The sequence below is a fragment of the Chryseobacterium contaminans genome, assembly GCF_001684955.1.
In the GTDB taxonomy this organism is placed as follows: domain Bacteria; phylum Bacteroidota; class Bacteroidia; order Flavobacteriales; family Weeksellaceae; genus Chryseobacterium; species Chryseobacterium contaminans.
Map to the genome: position 1 here is coordinate 60157 of NZ_MAYF01000002.1, position 21464 is coordinate 81620.

General features: G+C 35.8%; 15 protein-coding genes, 2 tRNA genes and 1 pseudogene. 6 read left to right on the forward strand and 12 right to left on the reverse strand.

Features of this window, described 5'->3' with window-relative positions; genetic code table 11:
- Positions 1-253: 253 nt before the first annotated feature.
- Positions 254-326, reverse strand: a tRNA-Phe gene (locus tag BBH99_RS00855).
- A 221-nt stretch (positions 327-547) separates the two neighbouring features.
- Between BBH99_RS00855 and BBH99_RS00860 the strand changes: the two genes are divergently transcribed.
- On the forward strand, positions 548-979 hold the full coding sequence (locus BBH99_RS00860; protein ID WP_066690720.1) for a hypothetical protein: 432 nt from the start codon (positions 548-550) through the stop codon (positions 977-979).
- A gap of 246 nt (positions 980-1225) precedes the next feature.
- Here BBH99_RS00860 and BBH99_RS00865 read toward each other — a convergent pair.
- From BBH99_RS00865 to BBH99_RS00875, 3 genes are all read right to left on the reverse strand, one after another.
- A tRNA-Phe gene (locus tag BBH99_RS00865) sits at positions 1226-1298 on the reverse strand.
- A 108-nt stretch (positions 1299-1406) separates the two neighbouring features.
- The gene (locus BBH99_RS00870; protein WP_066690727.1) at positions 1407-3248 is read right to left on the reverse strand and encodes a lysophospholipid acyltransferase family protein; all 1842 of its coding nucleotides are present in this window, start codon (positions 3246-3248) and stop codon (positions 1407-1409) included.
- A gap of 22 nt (positions 3249-3270) precedes the next feature.
- Positions 3271-4509, reverse strand: a complete 1239-nt coding sequence (locus tag BBH99_RS00875; RefSeq protein ID WP_066690728.1) for an aspartate kinase — start codon at positions 4507-4509, stop codon at positions 3271-3273.
- Between the two features lie 578 nt (positions 4510-5087).
- Here BBH99_RS00875 and fbp point away from each other — a divergent pair.
- Entirely contained in the window at positions 5088-6104 is a 1017-nt protein-coding gene (gene fbp / locus BBH99_RS00885; RefSeq protein ID WP_066690732.1) for a class 1 fructose-bisphosphatase, read from the forward strand.
- Positions 6104-7108 (forward strand): o-succinylbenzoate synthase, encoded by a 1005-nt coding sequence (locus BBH99_RS00890; protein ID WP_066690734.1) that lies wholly within the window; start codon positions 6104-6106, stop codon positions 7106-7108. The genes fbp and BBH99_RS00890 overlap by 1 nt, the downstream gene beginning before the upstream one ends.
- A gap of 8 nt (positions 7109-7116) precedes the next feature.
- Here the strand turns inward: BBH99_RS00890 and BBH99_RS22175 are convergent, their stop codons facing one another.
- From BBH99_RS22175 to BBH99_RS00895, 3 genes are all read right to left on the reverse strand, one after another.
- Positions 7117-7269: a bacteriocin-like protein gene (locus BBH99_RS22175; protein ID WP_165601852.1), complete on the reverse strand. Its 153-nt coding sequence runs from the start codon at positions 7267-7269 to the stop codon at positions 7117-7119.
- 138 nt (positions 7270-7407) lie between these two features.
- On the reverse strand, positions 7408-7575 hold the full coding sequence (locus BBH99_RS22180) for a bacteriocin-like protein (protein WP_165601853.1): 168 nt from the start codon (positions 7573-7575) through the stop codon (positions 7408-7410).
- A 481-nt stretch (positions 7576-8056) separates the two neighbouring features.
- Complete coding sequence (locus BBH99_RS00895; RefSeq protein WP_165601854.1) at positions 8057-9187, reverse strand: alpha/beta hydrolase; 1131 nt, start codon at positions 9185-9187, stop codon at positions 8057-8059.
- A gap of 155 nt (positions 9188-9342) precedes the next feature.
- On the opposite strand from BBH99_RS00895, the gene BBH99_RS00900 reads away from it, so the two are divergent.
- Entirely contained in the window at positions 9343-11016 is a 1674-nt protein-coding gene (locus BBH99_RS00900; RefSeq protein WP_066690739.1) for a glutamine--tRNA ligase/YqeY domain fusion protein, read from the forward strand.
- 144 nt (positions 11017-11160) lie between these two features.
- On the opposite strand, the gene BBH99_RS00905 is transcribed toward BBH99_RS00900, so the two are convergent.
- Together BBH99_RS00905 and BBH99_RS00910 are read right to left on the reverse strand one after the other, a co-directional pair.
- Entirely contained in the window at positions 11161-13101 is a 1941-nt protein-coding gene (locus tag BBH99_RS00905) for an oleate hydratase (protein WP_066690742.1), read from the reverse strand.
- An 89-nt stretch (positions 13102-13190) separates the two neighbouring features.
- Positions 13191-14069, reverse strand: a complete 879-nt coding sequence (locus BBH99_RS00910) for an AraC family transcriptional regulator (protein ID WP_066690745.1) — start codon at positions 14067-14069, stop codon at positions 13191-13193.
- A gap of 299 nt (positions 14070-14368) precedes the next feature.
- Here BBH99_RS00910 and BBH99_RS00915 point away from each other — a divergent pair, with 299 nt between their 5' ends.
- Positions 14369-15550: an MFS transporter gene (locus tag BBH99_RS00915; RefSeq protein ID WP_123872938.1), complete on the forward strand. Its 1182-nt coding sequence runs from the start codon at positions 14369-14371 to the stop codon at positions 15548-15550.
- A gap of 85 nt (positions 15551-15635) precedes the next feature.
- Here BBH99_RS00915 and BBH99_RS00920 read toward each other — a convergent pair whose 3' ends face one another.
- Positions 15636-18425, reverse strand: coding sequence for a reprolysin-like metallopeptidase (locus BBH99_RS00920; protein ID WP_066690748.1), 2790 nt, complete (start codon positions 18423-18425; stop codon positions 15636-15638).
- Between the two features lie 505 nt (positions 18426-18930).
- Positions 18931-19902: a YpdA family putative bacillithiol disulfide reductase gene (locus BBH99_RS00925; protein WP_066690750.1), complete on the reverse strand. Its 972-nt coding sequence runs from the start codon at positions 19900-19902 to the stop codon at positions 18931-18933.
- A 235-nt stretch (positions 19903-20137) separates the two neighbouring features.
- Here BBH99_RS00925 and BBH99_RS00930 point away from each other — a divergent pair, with 235 nt between their 5' ends.
- Positions 20138-20782, forward strand: coding sequence for a hypothetical protein (locus BBH99_RS00930; RefSeq protein WP_066690752.1), 645 nt, complete (start codon positions 20138-20140; stop codon positions 20780-20782).
- A 90-nt stretch (positions 20783-20872) separates the two neighbouring features.
- Here the strand turns inward: BBH99_RS00930 and BBH99_RS00935 are convergent.
- A pseudogene (locus BBH99_RS00935) lies at positions 20873-21464 on the reverse strand (glycosyltransferase family 4 protein); the annotation flags it as partial.

A 21464-nucleotide genomic window follows, 5' to 3' on the forward strand; every position in this document is an offset into this window, starting at 1 on the left:
TCGTTTGACTTACTTCGTTGTTTTAAAGTGTTGCAAAAGTATAACATTTTGTAATATCACGCAAGTTTTTGCAACTCTTTTTTACAATTATAGGTCAGTTTATTTCTTTTAAAATCCCAATATATTGCCATTCAGTAAGTTGGTTTTAAGAAAAATTGTTCTTATAATATCTTGGAATACTGGAAAAGTTCATTCCTGTTTTCTGATGTAAACAGTAAAAGAAAAAGCCTCTGAGATATCAGAGGCTTTTAAGTGGTTTCTCCAGGAATCGAACCAGGGACACATGGATTTTCAATCCATTGCTCTACCAACTGAGCTAAGAAACCATTACTTCGTTGTTTTTAAAGTGGTGCAAAACTAATGTATTTTTTTTATTCTGGCAATGTTTTTTTATGTTTTTTTATTTTTATATCTGATTTTTTTCTTTTATTGAATTGTATATCAGTATAGTCCGGATAGGAGTAGTGCAGCCTTTTTATATATCTTTGATGAAACCGCTGGCAGATTGAATAAATACCTTTATATTTAGTGATATTTATAAAATTTAATGGGAAGCACAATTAAACGGATTTTGATTGTTTTAGGTATTGGAGTGATAGTGTATTTCGGAATGAGCTTTTTAGTAGCCTCCTGGATAAGTTATTTCTCTTCAACTAAAAGGATTAATAGTTTACCAAAAGAAAAGATTCTGTTTACTGCATTAAAAAAAGAATATCATTTAACCCAAATAGAAAGATCTCCTGATACAGAACAGAAACTGTTACATCCTAAAGATACATTGGTTTATACTCTTTACCTTTCTACAATAGTTTGTGAACAGAAAAAAGAAAATATCGCTCGAATTTCCAGAGAAGTAGCTCAAAAGATTAATAGTCTCGGTTTACATCAGAATTTCTACAAATATGAATTGTTTTTTTATTGTAAGGAGCTTCCACCAGGGCTTCTGAGGTATGAATTTTTAAGAAAAGATCTTAAATAGACAAGAAGTATTTTTTAATTCTGATGTGCTGAATTACTAATAGTAAGTTTAGTCTGGCTTGCCGTTAAAAATAAAAACTAAGTTTATTTCAAAGATTTACTACGTTTATAGACAATGAGTTTAATGAAGTAGAGGAGTAGGTTTCAACCTGTATATAAAACTGGAAGAGGAATACTATTTTATAATAGCGAATTTGAGACTGGATAAGAAAACAAAAAAACCTCTGACTAATCAGAGGTTTTCAAGTGGTTTCTCCAGGAATCGAACCAGGGACACATGGATTTTCAATCCATTGCTCTACCAACTGAGCTAAGAAACCATTATATTTTTGTTTGACTTACTTCGTTGTTTTAAAGTGATGCAAAATTAGTAAGTTTTAGTATACAAAGCAAGTATTCATCGTACTTTTTTCGATTATAACTAAAACCTATTGATTATCAGCTGAATTATTTTCCTGTTCTTTTCTGATTTGCTCACTCATCTCTTCCAATACCGGTTTAATCGTACTTTCAGGAAGATCACTGATTCTGATATACATCAATCCGTCAATCGCATCATTGAAATTCGGGTCAACGTTGAAAGCAATTACTTTAGCGTTTTGCTTGATATATTTTTTTATCAGAACAGGTAGTCTCAGTTCAGGTTCAAGATCATCAATGATCTTATCCAGCTTGTTAAGATCGGACTCCATTTCCTCAAAGAAAAGACTTTTATCCCTATCACGAAGCTTTACTTTGTATTCATTTCTAGGAGTGATATACTGAGCTACTGCAGAATCAAAATAATTGGAACGCATAAACTCAATCATCAGAGATTTAGAGAACTCAGAGAATTTATTGGAAATACTTACTCCTCCCATCAGGAATTTATGATCAGGATTTCTCAGGCATACATGCACAATACCTCTCCATAAAAGGAAAAGCGGAAGTGGTTTCTGTTGGTATTCCTGGCAGATGTAAGCACGGCCCATTTCAATTACCTTTTTAAAGAAAGGGTGAATATCCTGCTCAAATTCAAATAATGAACTTGTATAGAAACCTTTGATGCCATATTTCTTCATTACCTCTCTACCAAGGGCCATTCTGTAGGCTCCTGCCAGTTTCTTCTCAGCATTATCCCAAAGGAACAGGTGGTGGTAATGTTTATCATATTCATCAAGGTCAAACGGAAGATTACTTCCTTCTCCTACCGCACGGAAAGTCAACTCCCTCTGACGTCCGATTTCCCTCATAATAGAAGGAATTTCTTCGTAAGTAGTAAAATAGATCTCGTAATTTCCGTTGCTGAATAACATCTTATCAGTTCCCCTAAGTTTGTCAACATCTTTCATAATGTCTTCAACAGGAGTTTCATCAATGATGTTCTGAACAATATTTTCCTCTTTCAGTAAAGGAAATTTAACAGATAGATTCTGAAGGTTGATGCTTTGAGCAAGAGATTTTCTTTTTTCATAGTAAGATTTCATCATATAAACCTTACGTTTCAGAAACTCTCCCAGTTCCTCAATGGTTTCCATTTCATCCATAGCCTTTACAGAGATTGGTTTTCCAATCCTGATTCTGATAGGTTTCTCTCTATCATTCATCATTTCTGCAGGAAGCATAAGGGTCTGTAAACTTGGGTGAAGTTTAGCTACCTGATAAAAAAGACGGCTGTTTTTTGCATGGAAATACATAGGAACAACGGGCACTTTAGCCATTCTGATAAGCTTAAGTGCCGTTTTTTCCCATTCTTTATCTAAAATTTCTCCGTAAGGATTGTTTTTGTTAGAAACTTCTCCCGCCGGAAAAATACCTACGCAGCCTCCATTCTGTAAATGCTTGAGCGTTTCTCGCATTCCTGAAGCACTGCTGTAAGCTTCTTTTCTGTTTTCAAAAGGATTTACAGCGATTACGTACGGTTCCATAGGTTTGATCTTTTCCAAAAGGAAATTTCCCATTACCTTAAAATCCGGACGAACCTCTGACAAGATCTTGCACATCAGAATTCCGTCAATAGCACCCAGCGGATGATTGGAAACCAGAACAAAGGGTCCTGTTTTCGGAATTTTTGCCAGATCCTCTTCAAAAGCTACATAGCTTAGGTTTCTTTCTCTTACAAACGAGTCGAAAAAGTCTTTGCCTTCCTTATCTTTTAATTTGTCGTATAGTTTATTTACTTCATTTATTTTAGCAATGCTCATCACAGCAGATGCTACTGGATTCTTTAGAAATCCAATTTTACTTAAGCCGGAAGCTTTGATCAGATCGTTTTTCGAAATTAAACTCATGTGTGTTTAGTCGCAATTAATATTATTGTGTTACCATTTGAAGCGTATTTTTGGAAATTTGTTCCAATAATACATTTTTTTCATGGTAAAATCTATCAATGTGATCCATCTTCGCATTTCTTACTGTGAATAAAGATACATTTTTAATTGCTTCGGTTTTAAAAATTTTTTGAAGCTCTTCATTAAGCTCTTCAAGGTGATTAAATTTATCTTCCAGACATAATGCCAATGAGATGGCAGAATTCTGCATTAGAGAAACCTTAATCTTGTATTTAGATAAATATCCGAAGATCAGGCTCATATGGTCTTCTGCAATAAAAGAGAAGTCTCTGGTAGAGATTTTTAAAAGGTCCTGGTTTTCTTTAAGGATATAAGATTCCTCCTGCTGATTCTTGTCTGAAGCGCCTACTTTAGTTCCTTCCTTGGTAGGATCTACAAAGGATTTTACATAAAATGGAATGTTTTTTTGTTGTAGCGGTTGCAAGGTTTTCGGGTGAATAACACTTGCTCCATAATAAGCCATTTCAATAGCCTCTTCATAAGAGATATTGGAAAGCAGAGAAACATCTTTAAATTTTCTTGGATCTCCGGTCATTACTCCCGGAACATCCTTCCAGATGGTCATGGCTTCAGCATTTAAGCAATAGGCAAAAATAGCAGCAGAGTAATCTGAGCCTTCTCTTCCTAATGTTACCGTAAAGTTATTATCATCAGAACCAATAAAACCTTGTGTTACATAGCAGATCTCAGGATTTAAATGAGAAATGAATTCCTCAGTTTTTGACCAGTCTACAACCCCTTCTCTGTAAGAATTATCTGTTTTTACATAATCTCTTGCATCCAGCCATTGATTGGTAAATTGGATCTCATTCAGGTATTCACTTACGATTTTGGTAGAAATCATTTCTCCACAGCTAACTACCTGATCATATACGAAGTTGTAATTAGGAGACTTATTTCTTCTTAAGAAAGAATCAATATCATCAAAGAAGAGATTGATTTCAGCAAAAACCGCATGATTTTCAGGAAAAAGACCCTCCGCAATCTCAATGTGTTTTCGTTTTATCTTTTCAATCTCAGTTTGATAGTTATCCTTTTTGAAATAAAGTTCTACAACTTTTTCCAACTCATTGGTCGTTTTGCCCATTGCTGAAATCACCAGCAAACATTTGGCAAACCCCTGGCTTTTTAGAACCATGGACACGTTTTTCACACTGTCAGCGTCTTTCACAGACGCGCCACCAAACTTGAAAATTTTCATTAAATTGTTAAAAATAAAATTGTTAGATAAAAATTACATGAGTTTTTTACGGACGTCAAAATTATAAATTTACAACGAGATATGAAATAGGCTAATGAGAGCATCGAATTAAGATTTCCTTAAAATACCTATGAATATGAGATTTGATAACGGTTGAACGCAGGAACAGAGAGGATTAAGATCTATGAAGAATCCCTATTTATCCCATACATTTCTTTGATATTTATTTTTGAATTAGAAAACAGGAAAATCCTTAAGAATTCAATAGGATGGGCTTTAGCCCATTCAAATAAAAAATAAAATTCCATTGGCTTTAGCCAAAGCTTAAGAAAGAATAATATAAGATATATTTTTTCAGTTTTCATTGGAGTCTTTAAACGTTCAGTATTAAAATAAATAAACTGAATTTTTCAATGGTTTGGGATAACGAAATGGGAGTAGAATCATAAGAGTATATTTAATATTATGTTTTGTTTTGTTTGTATTGTATTGATATACAGTGTGTAGCTTCTTTTGTAATTAAATTTTCTTAATGCAAGAAATTTTCCGAAATTTGGAGAAAACGTAAAAAGAAAAATATGTCAAATCAGCCATTACAGACTTTAGGAGAATTTCTTATCGATAAACAGGACGATTTTCAGTATTCAACAGGTGAATTTTCTCGTCTTCTAAGTGCAATAAGATTGGCTTCTAAAGTGGTTAACAGAGAAGTAAATAAAGCCGGAATTGTAGATATTACAGGTGCAGCAGGAAACCAAAATGTTCAAGGTGAGGAGCAGCAGAAACTGGATGTAATTGCCAATGAAATTTTTATTACAGCTTTGTCTCAAAGAGAGGTTGTTTGTGGTATAGCTTCTGAAGAAAATGATAATTTCATTGATATCAAATGCGGAGAAAACGGTCACTTAAGCAAATATGTGGTGCTGATTGATCCTTTGGATGGATCATCAAACATCGATGTGAACGTTTCCGTAGGAACTATTTTCTCTATTTACAGAAGAGTTACAGAGCCGGGAACCCCTGTACAGCTTGAGGATTTCTTACAGAAAGGAGTGAATCAGATTGCTGCAGGATATGTAATCTACGGTTCTTCTACCATGATTGTTTATACTACAGGAAACGGTGTAAACGGATTTACTTTGGATCCGTCTTTAGGTACGTATTATCTTTCTCATCCAAACATGACTTTCCCGAAAACAGGAAAAATCTACTCCATTAACGAAGGAAACTATATCAAATTCCCTCAGGGAGTAAAAAATTATCTTAAATATTGCCAGATGGAAGAAGGTGATCGTCCTTATACTTCCAGATACATCGGTTCACTGGTAGCAGATTTCCACAGAAATATGCTGAAAGGAGGAATTTATATTTATCCTTCTTATTCCCAGGCACCTAATGGTAAATTAAGATTATTATACGAATGTAACCCAATGGCTTTCCTTGCAGAACAGGCAGGAGGAAAAGCTACAGATGGCTTCAGAAGAATTTTGGAAGTGGAACCTACAGAACTTCACCAGAGAATTCCATTTTTCTGCGGAAGTATTGATATGGTGGAAAAAGCAGAAGAGTTTATGCGTATTGACAGCGTAAAGTAATGAAAGCAACTTATTTTAAATATTTATTAGAATTCAAACGCCCGAGTGGAACATCTCGCGGCGTTTTGCTTGATAAGGAAACCTTTATCCTTGAAATTTCCGCAAATGAAAAAAAAGGGACAGGTGAGTGTGCCATCTTCAGAGGATTGAGCTTTGATGACAGACCGGATTATGAAGAGAAATTAAAGTGGCTTTGTGAAAACATAAACCAAAGCCCGGAGTTTCTGAAAGAAGAATTAAAAGGTTTTCCTTCCATTTGGTTTGGATATGAACAGGCTATTCAGAACTTGAAGTTTGGAGAAAATCTTTATTTTCCAAGTGAGTTTACAGAAGGGCAATCTGCTATCACCATCAATGGGCTGATCTGGATGGGTGATGTTGGCTACATGGAAGAACAGATTCAGGATAAGCTGGAAAAAGGCTTTCACTGTATCAAATTAAAAATCGGAGTTGATTGGAAATCAGAGCATGTTATTTTGCAGAAATTAAGAGAAAAATTTTCCAAAGAGCAATTGGAGCTGCGTGTAGATGCTAATGGTGGATTCAGTAAAGAACAAGCTGTAACTGTTCTGAAGCAGCTTGCAGATTTGCATATTCATTCCATAGAACAGCCTATTAAAGCCGGAAACTGGAGTGATATGGCTGAATTGTGTGCTCACACTCCAACACCTATTGCTTTAGATGAAGAGTTAATCGGAATTACAGACCCTGAGGAGAAGAAAAAACTTTTAGAAACGATAAAGCCACAATATATTATTTTAAAGCCTGCTTTAGTAGGAGGTTTTTCCGGTTCTGATGAATGGATTTCCCTGGCAGAACAGCAGAATATCGGCTGGTGGATTACTTCAGCATTAGAAAGCAATATAGGATTAAATGCCATTGCACAATATACCTTCACAAAAAAAAGTCCAATGCCTCAAGGTTTAGGCACTGGAGCTTTATTTACAAATAATTTTGAATCCAGTTTAGATCTCAGAAATGAACTGTTATGGTTCAGAAAATAAAAGATAAATTAACAAGTTGGATTATCCGAGTGTTCCCAATCCCATTGTTTGCAGCATCTTGCTCTGGAATCCCAGATGTTACATCCTATGGGAACTACAGGAATATTTCCTCCTTTAATGTTTTTTAACTCTCCTTTTTTTAATTTTTTCAGATTTTTCATAGTTGATTTTTTGATTGAGTGTTGTATAGTAAAAGTCCAACACCACAAGGTTTAGGCGTTGGAGCTTTTAGATCATTTTGAAACCAGAAAACTCATTTCTGAGTTTTCTGGTTTCAAAATATATTGATTAGATATAAACTAGCAATATGGAGGTGGAGAGTTAGGGCAGGTTTTTCCACCACAATATCCTTCTGCCCATGATCTGCAACATGCTGCTTCAGGATCCCAATTGTTACATCCAAGTGGAGGTCTTCCTCCATTGATTCTTTTTAATTCTCCTTTGTTTAATTTTCTTAGATTTTTCATTGTAAATATTTTAATTTGTTTGATAAGTAAATATCTAAAATCATTTTATATTATACAATACATGGTGAATTGTTTTATTGATTTTTAACAGAATAATAGAATTTTTGTATTAATATGTAAAAAACGAGAGCTGGAATATATGATGTTTAAATCATTATTTATAACAATCAAATATGATAAAGAATCCCTGCAAAGTACATGTAGGAATTATCAAAAGTATCGGAGCATTTAAAGAATAAAGTAATTTTAGGATCGGATAATTAATCTTTTTTTGTATAAGTTATTATTAATTTAAATCACATCTTTTACGAAAATGGCTTTCTTTATATAAGTTATGATATAAGAAAACCTTTTTTTAATCTTTTTCATGATAAAAAAATTGTAATTCTCTATTATTTGAATTGGCAATCATTATGCCATTTTTCAGATCTGCGGCAACTTTAACATTAGGTTAATTTTATAGTATTTTTTTAATTAACCATTAAGAAATAATTGTGAAAATATTTTCGTTATTTTTGATTCTATTGCTGATAAGATTCCTATCTATTCCATATAAATTCTGAAAAATATCATTCTGTACTTGTGAACTGGAAAGGTATCCCCAATGATTTCCCACTTCAAATTTAAAGCTGTTTAATACATCATCTTTCACGAAAGTACAATCGATGATAGAAACAATATCCTTATAAGGAGTAATATCACTCGGTCCGTTTTTACCCAGCCTTGGAGTTAGGATATTTTTGGTAAACTGTGAGATTCCCAGAATCAGATCCTGCCTGTTCAGATAAATAGAAATCCGGTTGGCAAGTAACGGTAACTTATTGAAAGAATCTTCTGAGTCCTCAAATACCTTATAAGAAACGTCAGCATTCAGCAAAATTACCTGGTCAATCACCCTCAGAATATTTTCTCTTTTAAGGCTGTACAGCATACTTTGAAGAACTCTGTTTCCCATGGAATGAGCCATGATATGAATTCTCTGGTTGCACGGGATAAGATCGCGGTTAGAAAAAATGTCTTTTAAAAACTGAGTGTAAAAATAAAACAGTCTCAGCAATGATGTTCCGGAATTGATACTGGCTGCCTTATCATCAAAATAAGTTAAAGGTACAATGCTGCTGGAAGCCGGCCAGCTCACAAATAAAATATGTTCAACAGGAGATGCGGGATTATCAATGAAGAGTTTTTTAAGATCAATCATAGCCTTCAATTCATCATCAAAATCATAGGCATAGCCATGAATAAAAATCAATACATCACTTCTGTCCTTGGTGGCAGACATATTTTTATATAGTTCGTAGAATAAGCGTTGGGTTCCGCCAAGATTATTGGCTGTAAGAGTGGATTTTTTAATTCCTTTTTCGCTTAAAAGAACTTCTAGAACTTCTTCATAACCTTGCTTTTCAGGTTCGGAGAACAGTTTGTAATTCAGGATATTTCTGTTGGTATAGTCTTTTTTCTTTTTGGCTGCGGCAGTAGGCTCCTTATAATGATCAAAATCACATTTTGCAATCCTGAAATTAGGGATTGAATATTCGTCATTGGAAAAAGAATCTACTTTTTCGCCTTTATAACGGACGATTTTCCGATTGCTTAAGATATAAACAGCCATAAGCGATAATTTGGTACGATGGTTTTTAGTTTTTCCTAAATTAATGAAAAATACTGAATTACAATGCATATGGCTTAAAAATTATCATTTTCAAAAACGCTTATTTTTCCTTAACTTTGTACCACTTTTTTTGCTATAAAACAAAAGCTAATTTAATGGAAGAAGAAAAAAAATCACTCAATTTTATTGAGCAAATTATTGAAGATGATCTGGCGAACGGTTTGAATAAAGATCAGATCCGTTTCCGTTTTCCGCCTGAACCAAACGGTTATCTGCATGTAGGACATACAAAAGCTATCTGCATCAACTTCGGTTTGGGTGAAAAATACAATGCTCCCGTAAACCTTCGTTTCGACGATACGAACCCTGAAAAAGAAGAGCAGGAATTCGTAGATTCTATCATGAAAGATGTTGAATGGTTAGGTTTCAAATGGGATAAAGTTTTGTATGCATCCGATTACTTCCAGCAGCTTTACGATTGGGCAGTACAATTAATTAAAGAAGGAAAAGCTTATGTAGATGAGCAGCCTTCTGAAGTAATTACCGAGCAAAGAAAAAATCCTACAGAACCGGGAATTGAATCTCCATACAGAAACCGTCCTGTTGAAGAGTCTTTAGATTTATTCGAAAGGATGAAAAACGGAGAATTTGAAAGTGGTTCAATGTCTCTTCGTGCTAAAATCGACATGGTTTCACCTAATATGAATATGCGTGACCCTGTGATGTATAGGATTTTGAATAAGCCTCACCACAGAACAGGTACGGCTTGGAAAATTTATCCAATGTACGACTGGGCACATGGTGAATCTGATTATATAGAGCAGATTTCGCACTCGCTTTGTTCTTTGGAGTTTGAAAACCACAGACCATTGTACAACTGGTATTTAGACCAGGTTTACGAAGAAGGAAAGGTTAAAAACAAGCAGAGAGAATTTGCAAGGATGAATGTTTCCTATATGATTACTTCTAAAAGAAAGTTACAAAGATTGGTAGCTGAAGGAGTGGTAACAGGATGGGATGATCCAAGAATGCCTACCATTTCCGGAATGAGAAGAAAAGGTTTCACGCCAACTGCGATCAGAAACTTTATTGATAAAGTTGGAGTGGCAAAAAGAGAAAACCTTATTGAGATCCAGTTGCTTGATTTCTGCGTACGTGAAGACCTGAATAAGGTGGCTAAACGTGTAATGACTGTTATAGATCCTGTAAAATTAGTGATCGAAAACTATCCTGAAGATAAAGAAGAATGGGTAGAAACAGAAAATAATCCAGAGCAGGAAAATGCAGGAACCAGAGAAATTCCTTTCTCAAGAGAATTATATATTGAGCGTGAAGACTTCAAAGAAGAAGCTAATAATAAATTCTTCAGACTGAAATTAGGCGGAGAAGTTCGTTTAAAATCAGCATACATCATCAAAGCTGAAAGAGTAGAGAAGGATGAAAATGGAGAAATCACTACCATTTATGCTACTTACGATGAGAAGAGCAAATCCGGAAGCGGAACAGAAGAAAGTTTAAGAAAAGTAAAAGGAACACTTCACTGGGTATCTGCCAAACATGCAATCCCTGTAGAAGTAAGAATTTACAACCAATTGTTTACGGTAGAACAGCCGGATGCTGAAAAGGATGTAGATTTCTTAAACTTCATTAACCCTGAATCTGTAAATACAGTTCAAGGTTTTGCTGAGCCAAGCCTGAAGGATGTAGCTGTTGGAGAACCTCTACAGTTCCAGAGAATCGGATACTTTACGAAAGATCAGGATTCTACGGATACTAAGATGGTATTCAACCGTACCGTAACTTTAAAAGATTCTTATAAGCCTGAATAATTTCAGGAATCCATAAAACAAAACCAGGACTTAGAAATAAGTCCTGGTTTTTTATTTTTAGCCACGAATGTCCTAATAAAATAATTCGGGCATTCGTGGCGATAAAAACTTTGCATCGTTATATTTTAGGAGAGTTCAAAGTACCTAGCTTTTTACACCTTTAATCCATTCCTGGAATTTACCCACCTGTTCCATAAAGAAAGATTCATGTTCTTCTTTTTCTTCAGGACGGTCAACCAGTATATGCTCAAAGTAAGTGTTTTTAAGTATTTTTCTTAAAATTCCTTCTCCCAGAAACGGTTTATAATCATTTAATGCCTGAGTCGCTTTCAATAAATGTCTGATGTCATACTGCAACGGATTAATATCCGGAACCTGCTTGTTGAGGTTAAGGAGATTATATACTGCTATTCTGGCTGTTCTTACAGAGCTTTCCATGGTGAATACCACATCATTATTGGTTTCTACAAACTGTCCTACCAATCCTAAGTTGGTACAGCCTTCAGGAACTACTCTTGGACGGTCTCCTTTTGCCCTCGGCATAAACATAGAGGTGATATAAGGCATGAACGCAGTACGAACGATCGTGTTTTCAGTAACATTATCCAGTTGATCAGCTATTCCAAGGTGATAGCATAATTCTGCAAGGATTTCATTCCCGGTACATTCAGGCATTGTTTTTTTGATGTAATTTCCTTCTTTATCCATCAGTAAAGCATATACCCATACTACGAGGATATCATCCGGCTGAGTAGGGAAGTGAGGCTGTCTGTTGCAGGTGAAGCTCATCACCCAATTAGAATCTGTAATCGTGATAATCCCTCCGGTAGCTGTTTTTCCGGAATAAGGATCATTCACACACAATTCTTTTAACTTTTCTGTAAACGCAGATGGACGGCACGTTAAGGTTGCAGATTCCCATGAAGATTTTTCAATATGGCTACAGAATTTTTCAGGTTTTCCGAAAACTTCAGACTTGGCTGCCAGGTTTTTCCATAATTTCCATCCTGCACTTTGTCCGGCGCTGCTGTTGTCAATCGTTACTTCAGGAACAGAGGTATTATCACCATAGAAAGTACTTTCAGTCATAGATCCTGTAGTGACAATCACATAATCGTCTTTACCGATCGGGATTCTTACTTCTTCTCCGTTTTGTTCAGTAATAATGCCTTCAACTGTTTTTCCTTCTGTATTGATATGAACATCAAGATCTTTTACCAAAGTATCAAACTGGATCTGTACTCCTTTTTCTACCAGGAAGTTTTTTAAAGGCGTAACAAAAGTATCATACTGGTTATATTTAGGGAATACAAGGCACGAGAAGTCTTTCATTCCGTCAATGGCGTGAAGGAACCTGTGCATGTACAGTTTCAGTTCCAGTAAGCTGTGCCAGTTTTCAAAAGCAAACATAGAACGCCAGAAGAACCAGAAATTACTGTTCAGGAATGATTCTGAGAAATAATCTTCAATGCTGAGGTCATCCAGTTCTTCTTTTTTCTTCAATAAAAGCTTTACAATAGCCAGTTGATCTTTTTTCTCCAAACCGAATTTGCTGAAATCCTGGATTTGTCCCTGGTTATGAATTAATCTTGCTTTTGAATAGTTGGGATCGTTATCATTGATGAGGCGGTATTCATCCAGAACACTATACGGCGCAGGCAATTCCAATGCAGGAATATCCTGGAACATATCCCATAGATTTTCATAGGTCATATCCATTTCACGTCCACCACGGATAATGTATCCGTCTTTTGCATTTCCGGCACCATCTAATGAACCACCTTCAATCGCAAGCTGATCAAGGAAGATGATATTTTTACCAGGAACATGGCCGTCACGAATGAAATAATAGGCTGCGGACATTCCTGCAATTCCGCTTCCGACAATATAGATTTTGCTGTTTTCATAGGATTGTAAAGGAATTCCTTTATTTCTCTGATAGTTTCCGATCTGGTCTGAAAAAGGCATCGTCTTTTCAGGAGTGTTAATCTGAACTTCTTTGCTTGAATCCGGTTCATGGTTTATTTTTCCAAACTGGTCTGAGGTATTTAAAACTTTGTCGAATTTTGAATTGATCGTACTCATTTTATCTTGTTTTTAATTAACATTATAAAGGTACTCCTATTCAAAACGCAATGTATATCCCTAATGTCAGGATTAGTGTCCCGAAATTCCTATGACTGGATATTTTCTGAGACTCTGTACTCAGAAGGCGAAACGGAAGTATGTTTTTTGAAAAAACGGCCAAAGGCAGAAGTGGAATTGAATTGAAGTTCAAAAGCTACTTCTGAAATAGTAAGGTCCGGATTTCCCAGCATAACATAGGCTTCTTTCAGTAGCGCTTCATCAATGACTTCATGAGGTGTTTTTCCACTGGATTTTTTAATGACCTCAATAAGATATTTACTGGAAACGCAAAGCTGATCAGCATAAAACTGAACTGTTCTTTGCTGTCTGATGTTCTCCCGTATGAGCTGGCTGAACTTAAGATAAAGATCCTTTTTTCCTTCTTCCTTCTCTGAGGCTGTAGAATGTTTTGTTTCCAGAATTTCAGCAGTCTCCAGCAAAAGATTAAAAATAATGGTACGAACAATCTCCTCTGTGAATTTGCCTTGTTTTCTGGATTTCTTTTCGAGATAATTCAGTAGGTTCTGTAGTACCAAAGAGTTTTTAGGTGTAGTTTTTACAATACTATAAGAGCCTTTGAAGAACAGGTTCATTTTCTCGATGATAAAAGGGTTCGAGATATTTTTGATCAGAAAATTTTTGTCGAAGAATAATAATTTCATCATAAAATCCTGACTCGTTTCCAAAAATTTTACAATAGTAGACGGAGCTGCAACCAGAATACTGTTAGCGTCTGCTTTATACTGATGGTGATCTATTTCAACACTTACTTCACCAGCGGTACAGATGCAGAGCGCATAATAATCCATTCTGAAGGCCGTTTTAGGGAATTCAAAAATGGGTTTTCCAGATGAGATATAATAGGATTGGTGGCAGTCAATATTGTAAAAAGACAAGGTATCGTGTAAGCTTTCGTAGGTAACCATTTTGTTTTTGGTTGATTTTTTATAGGTGTTTTTTGAAATTTAAGACTGAAAACCTGCTATTACTGCAATTTACGAATTTTATACATATTTTTAAGTCCTGTCTATCGAAAAATATTCGTTTCATTTGGACACAGCTCATTATTTATTTTTATGAATGTTATTTATAAAAAAGGCTTAAAATAAAGGGGGTTGAGGCTATTTTTACCTAACTTTGCACTTTCAAATTTCCCCAAAATATTATTGTGAAACTAATAAACGTATACACGAGTTCTTTCAAAGGACTCTCGCAGGAGAGTTGGATGCTGGCGTTGGTAATGCTCATCAACAGGGCTGGTTCTATGGTACTTCCATTTTTGGGAGTTTATATGACTGATCATTTACATTTTAGCATTGAAAATTCAGGAATTGTGCTGAGCTTTTTCGGAATCGGTTCGGTTATTGGTTCATGGTTTGGCGGAATGGTTACGGATAAGATTGGCGAATACAAGGTTCAATGCTTAAGTTTACTGCTCAGCGTGCCTTTGTTCTGTATGATTCCCTTATTTAAAACCGAAGTAGGTTTAGCAGCCATTATCCTCGCGCAGAGTATTGTAAGTGAAACATTTCGCCCGGCAAACTCAGTTGCGATTACAAAGTATGCGAAACCTGAAAATATAACCAGAGCCTTCTCTCTGAATCGTATGGCGGTTAATTTAGGCTTTTCTATAGGTCCGGCATTGGGTGGGATTCTGTCTGCGATTTCCTATGAGTTTCTGTTTTATAGTAATGCTTTGGCTGCTTTGCTGGCTGGTCTAATGTATATCTGGTTTTTCAGAGGTCGGGCAAAACTGGCAAAACAGGAAGCGAAGAAAGTAAAAGAGGTAATAGAAATTAAAAAAGAAAACTCACCTTATAAAGATGGTAAGTTTTTGATTTACTGTATACTATGCATGTTGTTTTCTATCTGTTTTTTCCAGTTATTCAGTACGTTGACCATTTTTTATAAGGATACCGCCCATCTGAGCCAGCAAAATATCGGATATATTCTTGGCTATAGCGGATTCCTGATTGTTCTGCTGGAAATGGGACTGGTACAGGTTGCAGAAAAGTATTTTACACTGGCATTCACCATGTTAATAGGAACTTTTATATGTGGTTTTTCCTATGCAATGTTAGCTTTTGATTATAGTATGATTACCTTATTGGTTTCTATGACATTGCTTTGTGTAGGGGAAATCTGGACCTTACCTTTTATGTCAACCATCACGGCTTTACGTTCCGGAACGAATAATAAAGGGGCTTATATGGGGCTGAACGGAATGTCATTTTCCATAGCATTTATTATTACCCCTTATATAGGAACTCTTATTGCTGATAAGCTGGGATTTAATATTCTATGGATAGGAACCGGAGTGCTGGCAACAGGAATTGCAGCTGCTCTTTATTTTGTTATTCCATGGATGCTTAAAGATAAGAAGAAAGTGGAGGAGGATATGGTTTAAAATGATGATTCTTTTCTTACATACTATACAAAACCCAGCCAAATTATTCCGGCTGGGTTTTTCATTGAATAAAAGAATCTGAAGTTTATTTGATAATTACTTTTTTAGCTATTTTTTTACCATTGACATTGAAAACCATAATATAGTTTCCTTTTGCAAAACTGGTCAAATCTATTCGGGTATCATTGGTAATACCACCCTGGCTGTGTACCAGCCTTCCTGCAATATCATAGATGTTTACCTCTGTAGGAGTATTTTTATTCATCAGAATATTGAACTTTCCATTGGATGGATTGGGATAGATCTGGAATCCATCTTTTTCCAATGCCATATCATTTACGGCAAGAGTAGAGATCGGCTGTCGGGTACAAAGTTCGATGGCAGCAGCATTTACCGTTCCTGAAGTGCTGTTTGCAGTAACATTGTTAAGAACATCCGAAGTGTGTAATGCTTTTATAAGCCAGTTCCCATTTGGATTTTGACCATAATATTTACTTAAATCTAATCTGATAGGTTCTATATGTGGATTGTTTCCGATGTTGCTGCAGTTCATCACCGGAGATTCTCCTTCCTGATCAAAAGTTGCTTTCAGTACATTGGTTCCGGAGCAGCTTCCAAGCCAGAATATCTGATTACCCTGATCTGCAGGACCTTTAAGCAGTAACGCAGATTCTTTAATATCAGTATAGGTAAGATCCATGATGATATTGATGTCTTCAATTAAGGTGGTATTGGCAACATTGATGTTAATATTTGCCGGTGATCCCGGACTGAATGCAAACGTTCCAACGGCTGGATATTGCGTACAGTTCATGGTTATATTATAGTCAATAGCGAATGCCGGACTTGCTGCATAATAAATGTTCCCTACAGATTCTACTATGATAAAAGCCTTTTTTGCTGGGGTAGAAGGTATGGTAATCACCTCTTCTCCATCGTTAGCTGTATTGGAAACAAGTGGAGTAAAGGTAGTTCCGCCATCCGTTGAAATTAAAATATTGACAGACTGAGTGTTGATAGGAGCAGCATTGGTTCCTGCAACATTCCATTTTAAAAGATGTGTGGATCCTGATGAATAGTTCTGGTTTAATGATAAGGATGTAATTTTAAATGGGCCGGTGCTTCCATCTATATTTACTGTGGCTTCATCTGTTGCGGTTTGGCCACCACCAGGAGCATTATCTCTTACCAGGCTTATGAATTTCATATTTCTGGCTACATCAGAAGTCATATTCCATGTACTGTATAAACTTCCTTCAAGAACTTCCTTGAGTGGAGGTAAGTATCTTGTAGGGCTTGATGTTGGTGGATATACTCTGAAGTTAGGAGTTGTGGCAGACATTCGGTCCGGGTAGGAGTATACTCCACTTGCTCCTGAGCCTGCAGGATTAGGAGGCGAGATATCAGCTTCCTCCCACGAATAGGTAATGGCATTATTGTCAGGATCACTTGCTGTAGCTGTTAGCTTAAATGGAGTTCCTTTAGGTATTGTATAATCAGAACCTGCATTAACGATAGGCGGATTATTGGCAATATTCGTTGAAGTACCACAACTTGTTGTTTTGATATAATTATTGATTTGGCTGATACTGTAATGTAAAAACTGATCGCTATGTTTATCTGCAACATCATGTGTTCCTGTTACTCCGGGATATCCCATAATAGTGGTTCCGCTTCCCGGCTCTCTGTTGGCACCTGTTTCAGGGGCTGTGGCACTGCCATCACCTTCAGGTCGGGAAAAAGTATGATTGGCTCCGTATTGATGCCCCATTTCATGCCCAATAACCATTGCATACACAAAACCTTGTGGTCCTGTTCCATTTACTGGTCCTGCATAAGCTGCTCCTTTTCCAAGAACTATTTTATAACCAAAAACTGGAGCCGGATTAATCACTGCTCCGCCATCAACACAGACTGCCTTGATTTTTCCAGCATTTCCGCCACCTGTTTGATTGGTAAATAAGACACCAATATCATAATTGGCTTCTCCTATAGTTTCTGTAAGGGTTTTTTGAAGTTGGGAATTTAAATCATTACCTGTAAGGGCACCCAGAATGGGGATGGCGGGAACAGTATAAGGGTCTGTGGTTTTATTCAGGAAAATGACCTGATCATTATTATTGATAAGGTTCATATGAATGGACAAATCTCTTTCGTATACCGGATTGATATAGCTCATCAGATCATTGACTGCCGCCAGAGAATTGATAACGGAATTTCCGTGAAATTCACTGAACTCTCCATCTACAGATACTGCCAGTCGATAGGTCCTGAATTTCTTATCATTGGTATTGTCAGTAGGGAAATTTCCCTTTTTATTATTTGAATTCCCTTTTCCTTCTTCAAGTAAACAGCCCGGATTAATAGTACCAGGAAGCTGTTCCGGAACTGCCGGACTTACCAGATATACTGAAGCATCCTTTGTAACAGGCTCTATTACCACAGGTTTCCGGCTGGAGAACAGAATCATCTTTATTCCCTTTGGTGATAGTGAGAAACTTATCCTTTTTTCGGGATCAATAACTGATATACCTCGGTAAGATTTAATCTCCGGAAATTTTGCAGCCAGTTCAGGGGCCATATTGGATGTTTCATAGACCCTGTATTTTTCAAACTTTCCATCCAATCCCGGAATATCTATGGTGACAGTAGATTGGGTTGCTGATCCTGTTTCCGATACTGGTGCTGCCTGTAATACAGATTTCAGTTGATTAATATCCAGGATGTAGGCATTGGAATAATCAGCTCCGATATTCCTTTTGGAATCAATTACATTTCTCTCATTGATTTTTGTTTTTTTCCAGAAGTTCTGTGCATGCAGACCTTGGCCTCCTATGGCAGCGATGGCCAAAAGCAGGTAGATTTTTTTTTTCATGTTTTTACTTTTTTGGTTTTTTTGTTATTAAAATGATAATAACTGTGCTAAAAATATAAATTTATCTCATAGGTTTGAAATATTTTATTTTATGTTAAATAACTGATAATCATTATTTTATAATTCTTTTTTTTCGTTGAAAATTGGGATTTGATTAAAAATGGAATCGTTGTTTTTTAATGAATAATAAAATTTTTTGAATAAGGTTATAACTATATAAAATTATAAAGCAGCTCAACAACAGGCTGCTTTATAATTTTATGGATAATGATTGAGAAATAAGGTGATTTATACAGTGAAGAAATATAAAATGTTTTCTTTAGAGTGGCTGATGTTAAGTAGGATTTCAGTAATCTGTTGTCTGTAATCTTTCAAGCTGTCTCGGTATAAGTTGCTTTATCGAAGATTTTGTAAAATCCTGATGTATTGAGTCGTTTTACTGTAGGAAATCTAATAGTATTATGATTAATAGTAATATTTTGTTTTTTAACTATAGATGTTTTTTCTATATGCTATGTTTAGACAGAATAGAGTTGACAATCATACTGGCATGAACCCTGGAATTTTCAATAAACCATAAATGAGTATCCTTCCCGCCGCAAACAACTCCTGCAAGATACAGATTGGGAACATTGGTCTCCATGGTTTCAAGGTTATAAAATGGATTCAGGCAATCGCCATTCAGCTCAATCCCGGAGTTTTTCAGAAATTCAAAATCGGGAAGATAGCCGGTCATCGCCAGAACAAAATCATTTTCAAGCTCATGCAGCCTGTTATTTTCATCTTTAAAAATCACAGAATTTTCTTTTACTTCCACCATTTCTGCATTAAAATAAGCTTTAATACTTCCTTCTGCAATTCTGTTTTCAATATCCGGTTTTACCCAATATTTTACACTTTTTGAAATTTCGGAATGGCGGATAATCATGGTAACTTCAGCTCCTTTTCTATACGTTTCCAGTGCTGCATCTACTGCTGAATTGCTGGATCCTACCACTACCACTTTCTGTTTTGCATACGGATAAGGTTCGGTATAATAGTGTTTCACCTTGGGAAGTGCCTCGCCAGGGATATTCATCAGATTAGGAATGTCATAAAAACCGGTGGCAATTACTACATTTTTGGCTTTATAATTTCCTTTTGTGGTTTCAATAGCAAACCTATCAGATACTTTGGATACTTTCAATACCTTTTCGTAAAGATGAATGTTCAGATTCTTCTGTCGGGCAATTCCCTGATAATATTCCAGGGCGTCCTGCCTTCCTGGCTTGGGAGCAGTAGAAATAAAAGGAGTTCCATCAATTTCCAGTTTTTCAGCTGTTGAAAAGAACCGCATATATAAAGGATAATTGTACAGTGAGTTAACAATGGTTCCTTTTTCTACGATTAAATAATTTAAATTGTTTTTCTGGGCTTCGATGGCACAGTTAATACCAATAGGTCCTGCTCCTATAATAAGAATATCCAAAATTTCCATATTCCAAAGGTACAATCTAATTGGGAAAAAGCTTTCATCAGGTAAGAGATAATAGACATTTAGATAATAGACGAATAGATAATAGACGGATAGGTAATAAGACGAGATAGTCTGAAAAGGGAAATCAGAAACTAATGCTTTTAAATCTGAAATTACGATACTTTGTCTCTCACACCCCGAATCCTGTATTGGCATTAGTTTTGGTGCTTTTTTATGTATTACAAAACTAAAAGATATGAAAAAACTACTCGTTGCAGTGATTGTACTTAGTTTGGTGGTGGCCTGTAAAAAAGAGGTCGGAAAGCCGGTTCCAAGCGAAATTGATACTATTACCCGCGTACAGCCAAAGGATAGTGCAACAATTGCTAAAGAGAAGATCAAAAAAGAAGGAGAGCTTAAAAAGGTAAATGATGAGGTTTTACAAGCTTTAAAAGCCAAGGATTATAAAACATTTGCTTCATTGATTCATCCTGAGAAAGGAATTAGTTTCTCTATGTATGCTTTTGTTGATCCAAAGGCAGATAAACATTTTTCTAAAGAAGATTTTGAAAAATATCAGCCTACCAAAACATTATTTACGTGGGGAGCAATGGATGGTTCTGGTGATCCTTATAAAGCAACAATCAATGATTATCTTGGCAAATGGGTTTTCGCTGCGGATTTTACAGCATCCCAATATTCTCAGGGGAAATTTATAGGAGGTGGAAATTCTCTCAATAATCTTGAAAAAATCTATCCTAATAAAGATTTTACAGAAAACTATATCAAAGGAACTGAAGAAAAGAGTGATATGGACTGGAAAACACTTCGTATGGTATTTGAAGAATTTCAGGGGAAATATTATCTGATCGCAGTGGTCAATGATCAGTGGACAATATAAAATAGAGAAGCTGGATGTAGGAAGCTGAAAGAATTTAGATATAAAATGTTATTTCATAACTTCCTTCTTCCAGCTTCAAACCTCCATTCTTTATAAAATTTCGCTTAATTGCTTTGTAAGATTTTTTCTGGAAAACTGTTCTATATGTTGAGTGTTTTCAGAAAGGTTTCCACTTTTCCAAAGCTCAAATTTTTCAAGGATAAAGCTTTTTATTGTTTCAGAATCGTTATAGCTGAAATGTTTTCCGGCATGGGTTTCTTCCAGAATTTTAGCAACATCAGCCTGTTCCGGTCCAAATGAAAGGATCTGCTTTCCGGATGCCAGATATTCAAATATCTTTCCGGGGATAATTCCTTTGGAGGATTCATTCGGGAAATTGGTAATCAGCAGCATTTCTGAAGTCTGCATTTCTTCAACAGCTTTCCCATGTGATAGATATCCAAGATTCAAAATATGCTTTTTCAGGTTTGAATTTTCAAGGGTATGAAGAATCTTATCATCAATTCTTCCCACAAATTTTAAACTGAAATTTTGAGCAAATTCTGAATTTTCCTTTACCAGTTCATCCAGGGCTTTCCAAAGGTTTTCCGGATTCCTAAGCTGCTCCAGAACTCCGATATAACTCAATACAAAGGTTGTATTAGCCTCTTTTTTCTCTGTTCTTTCGCCTGAATCACTTTCA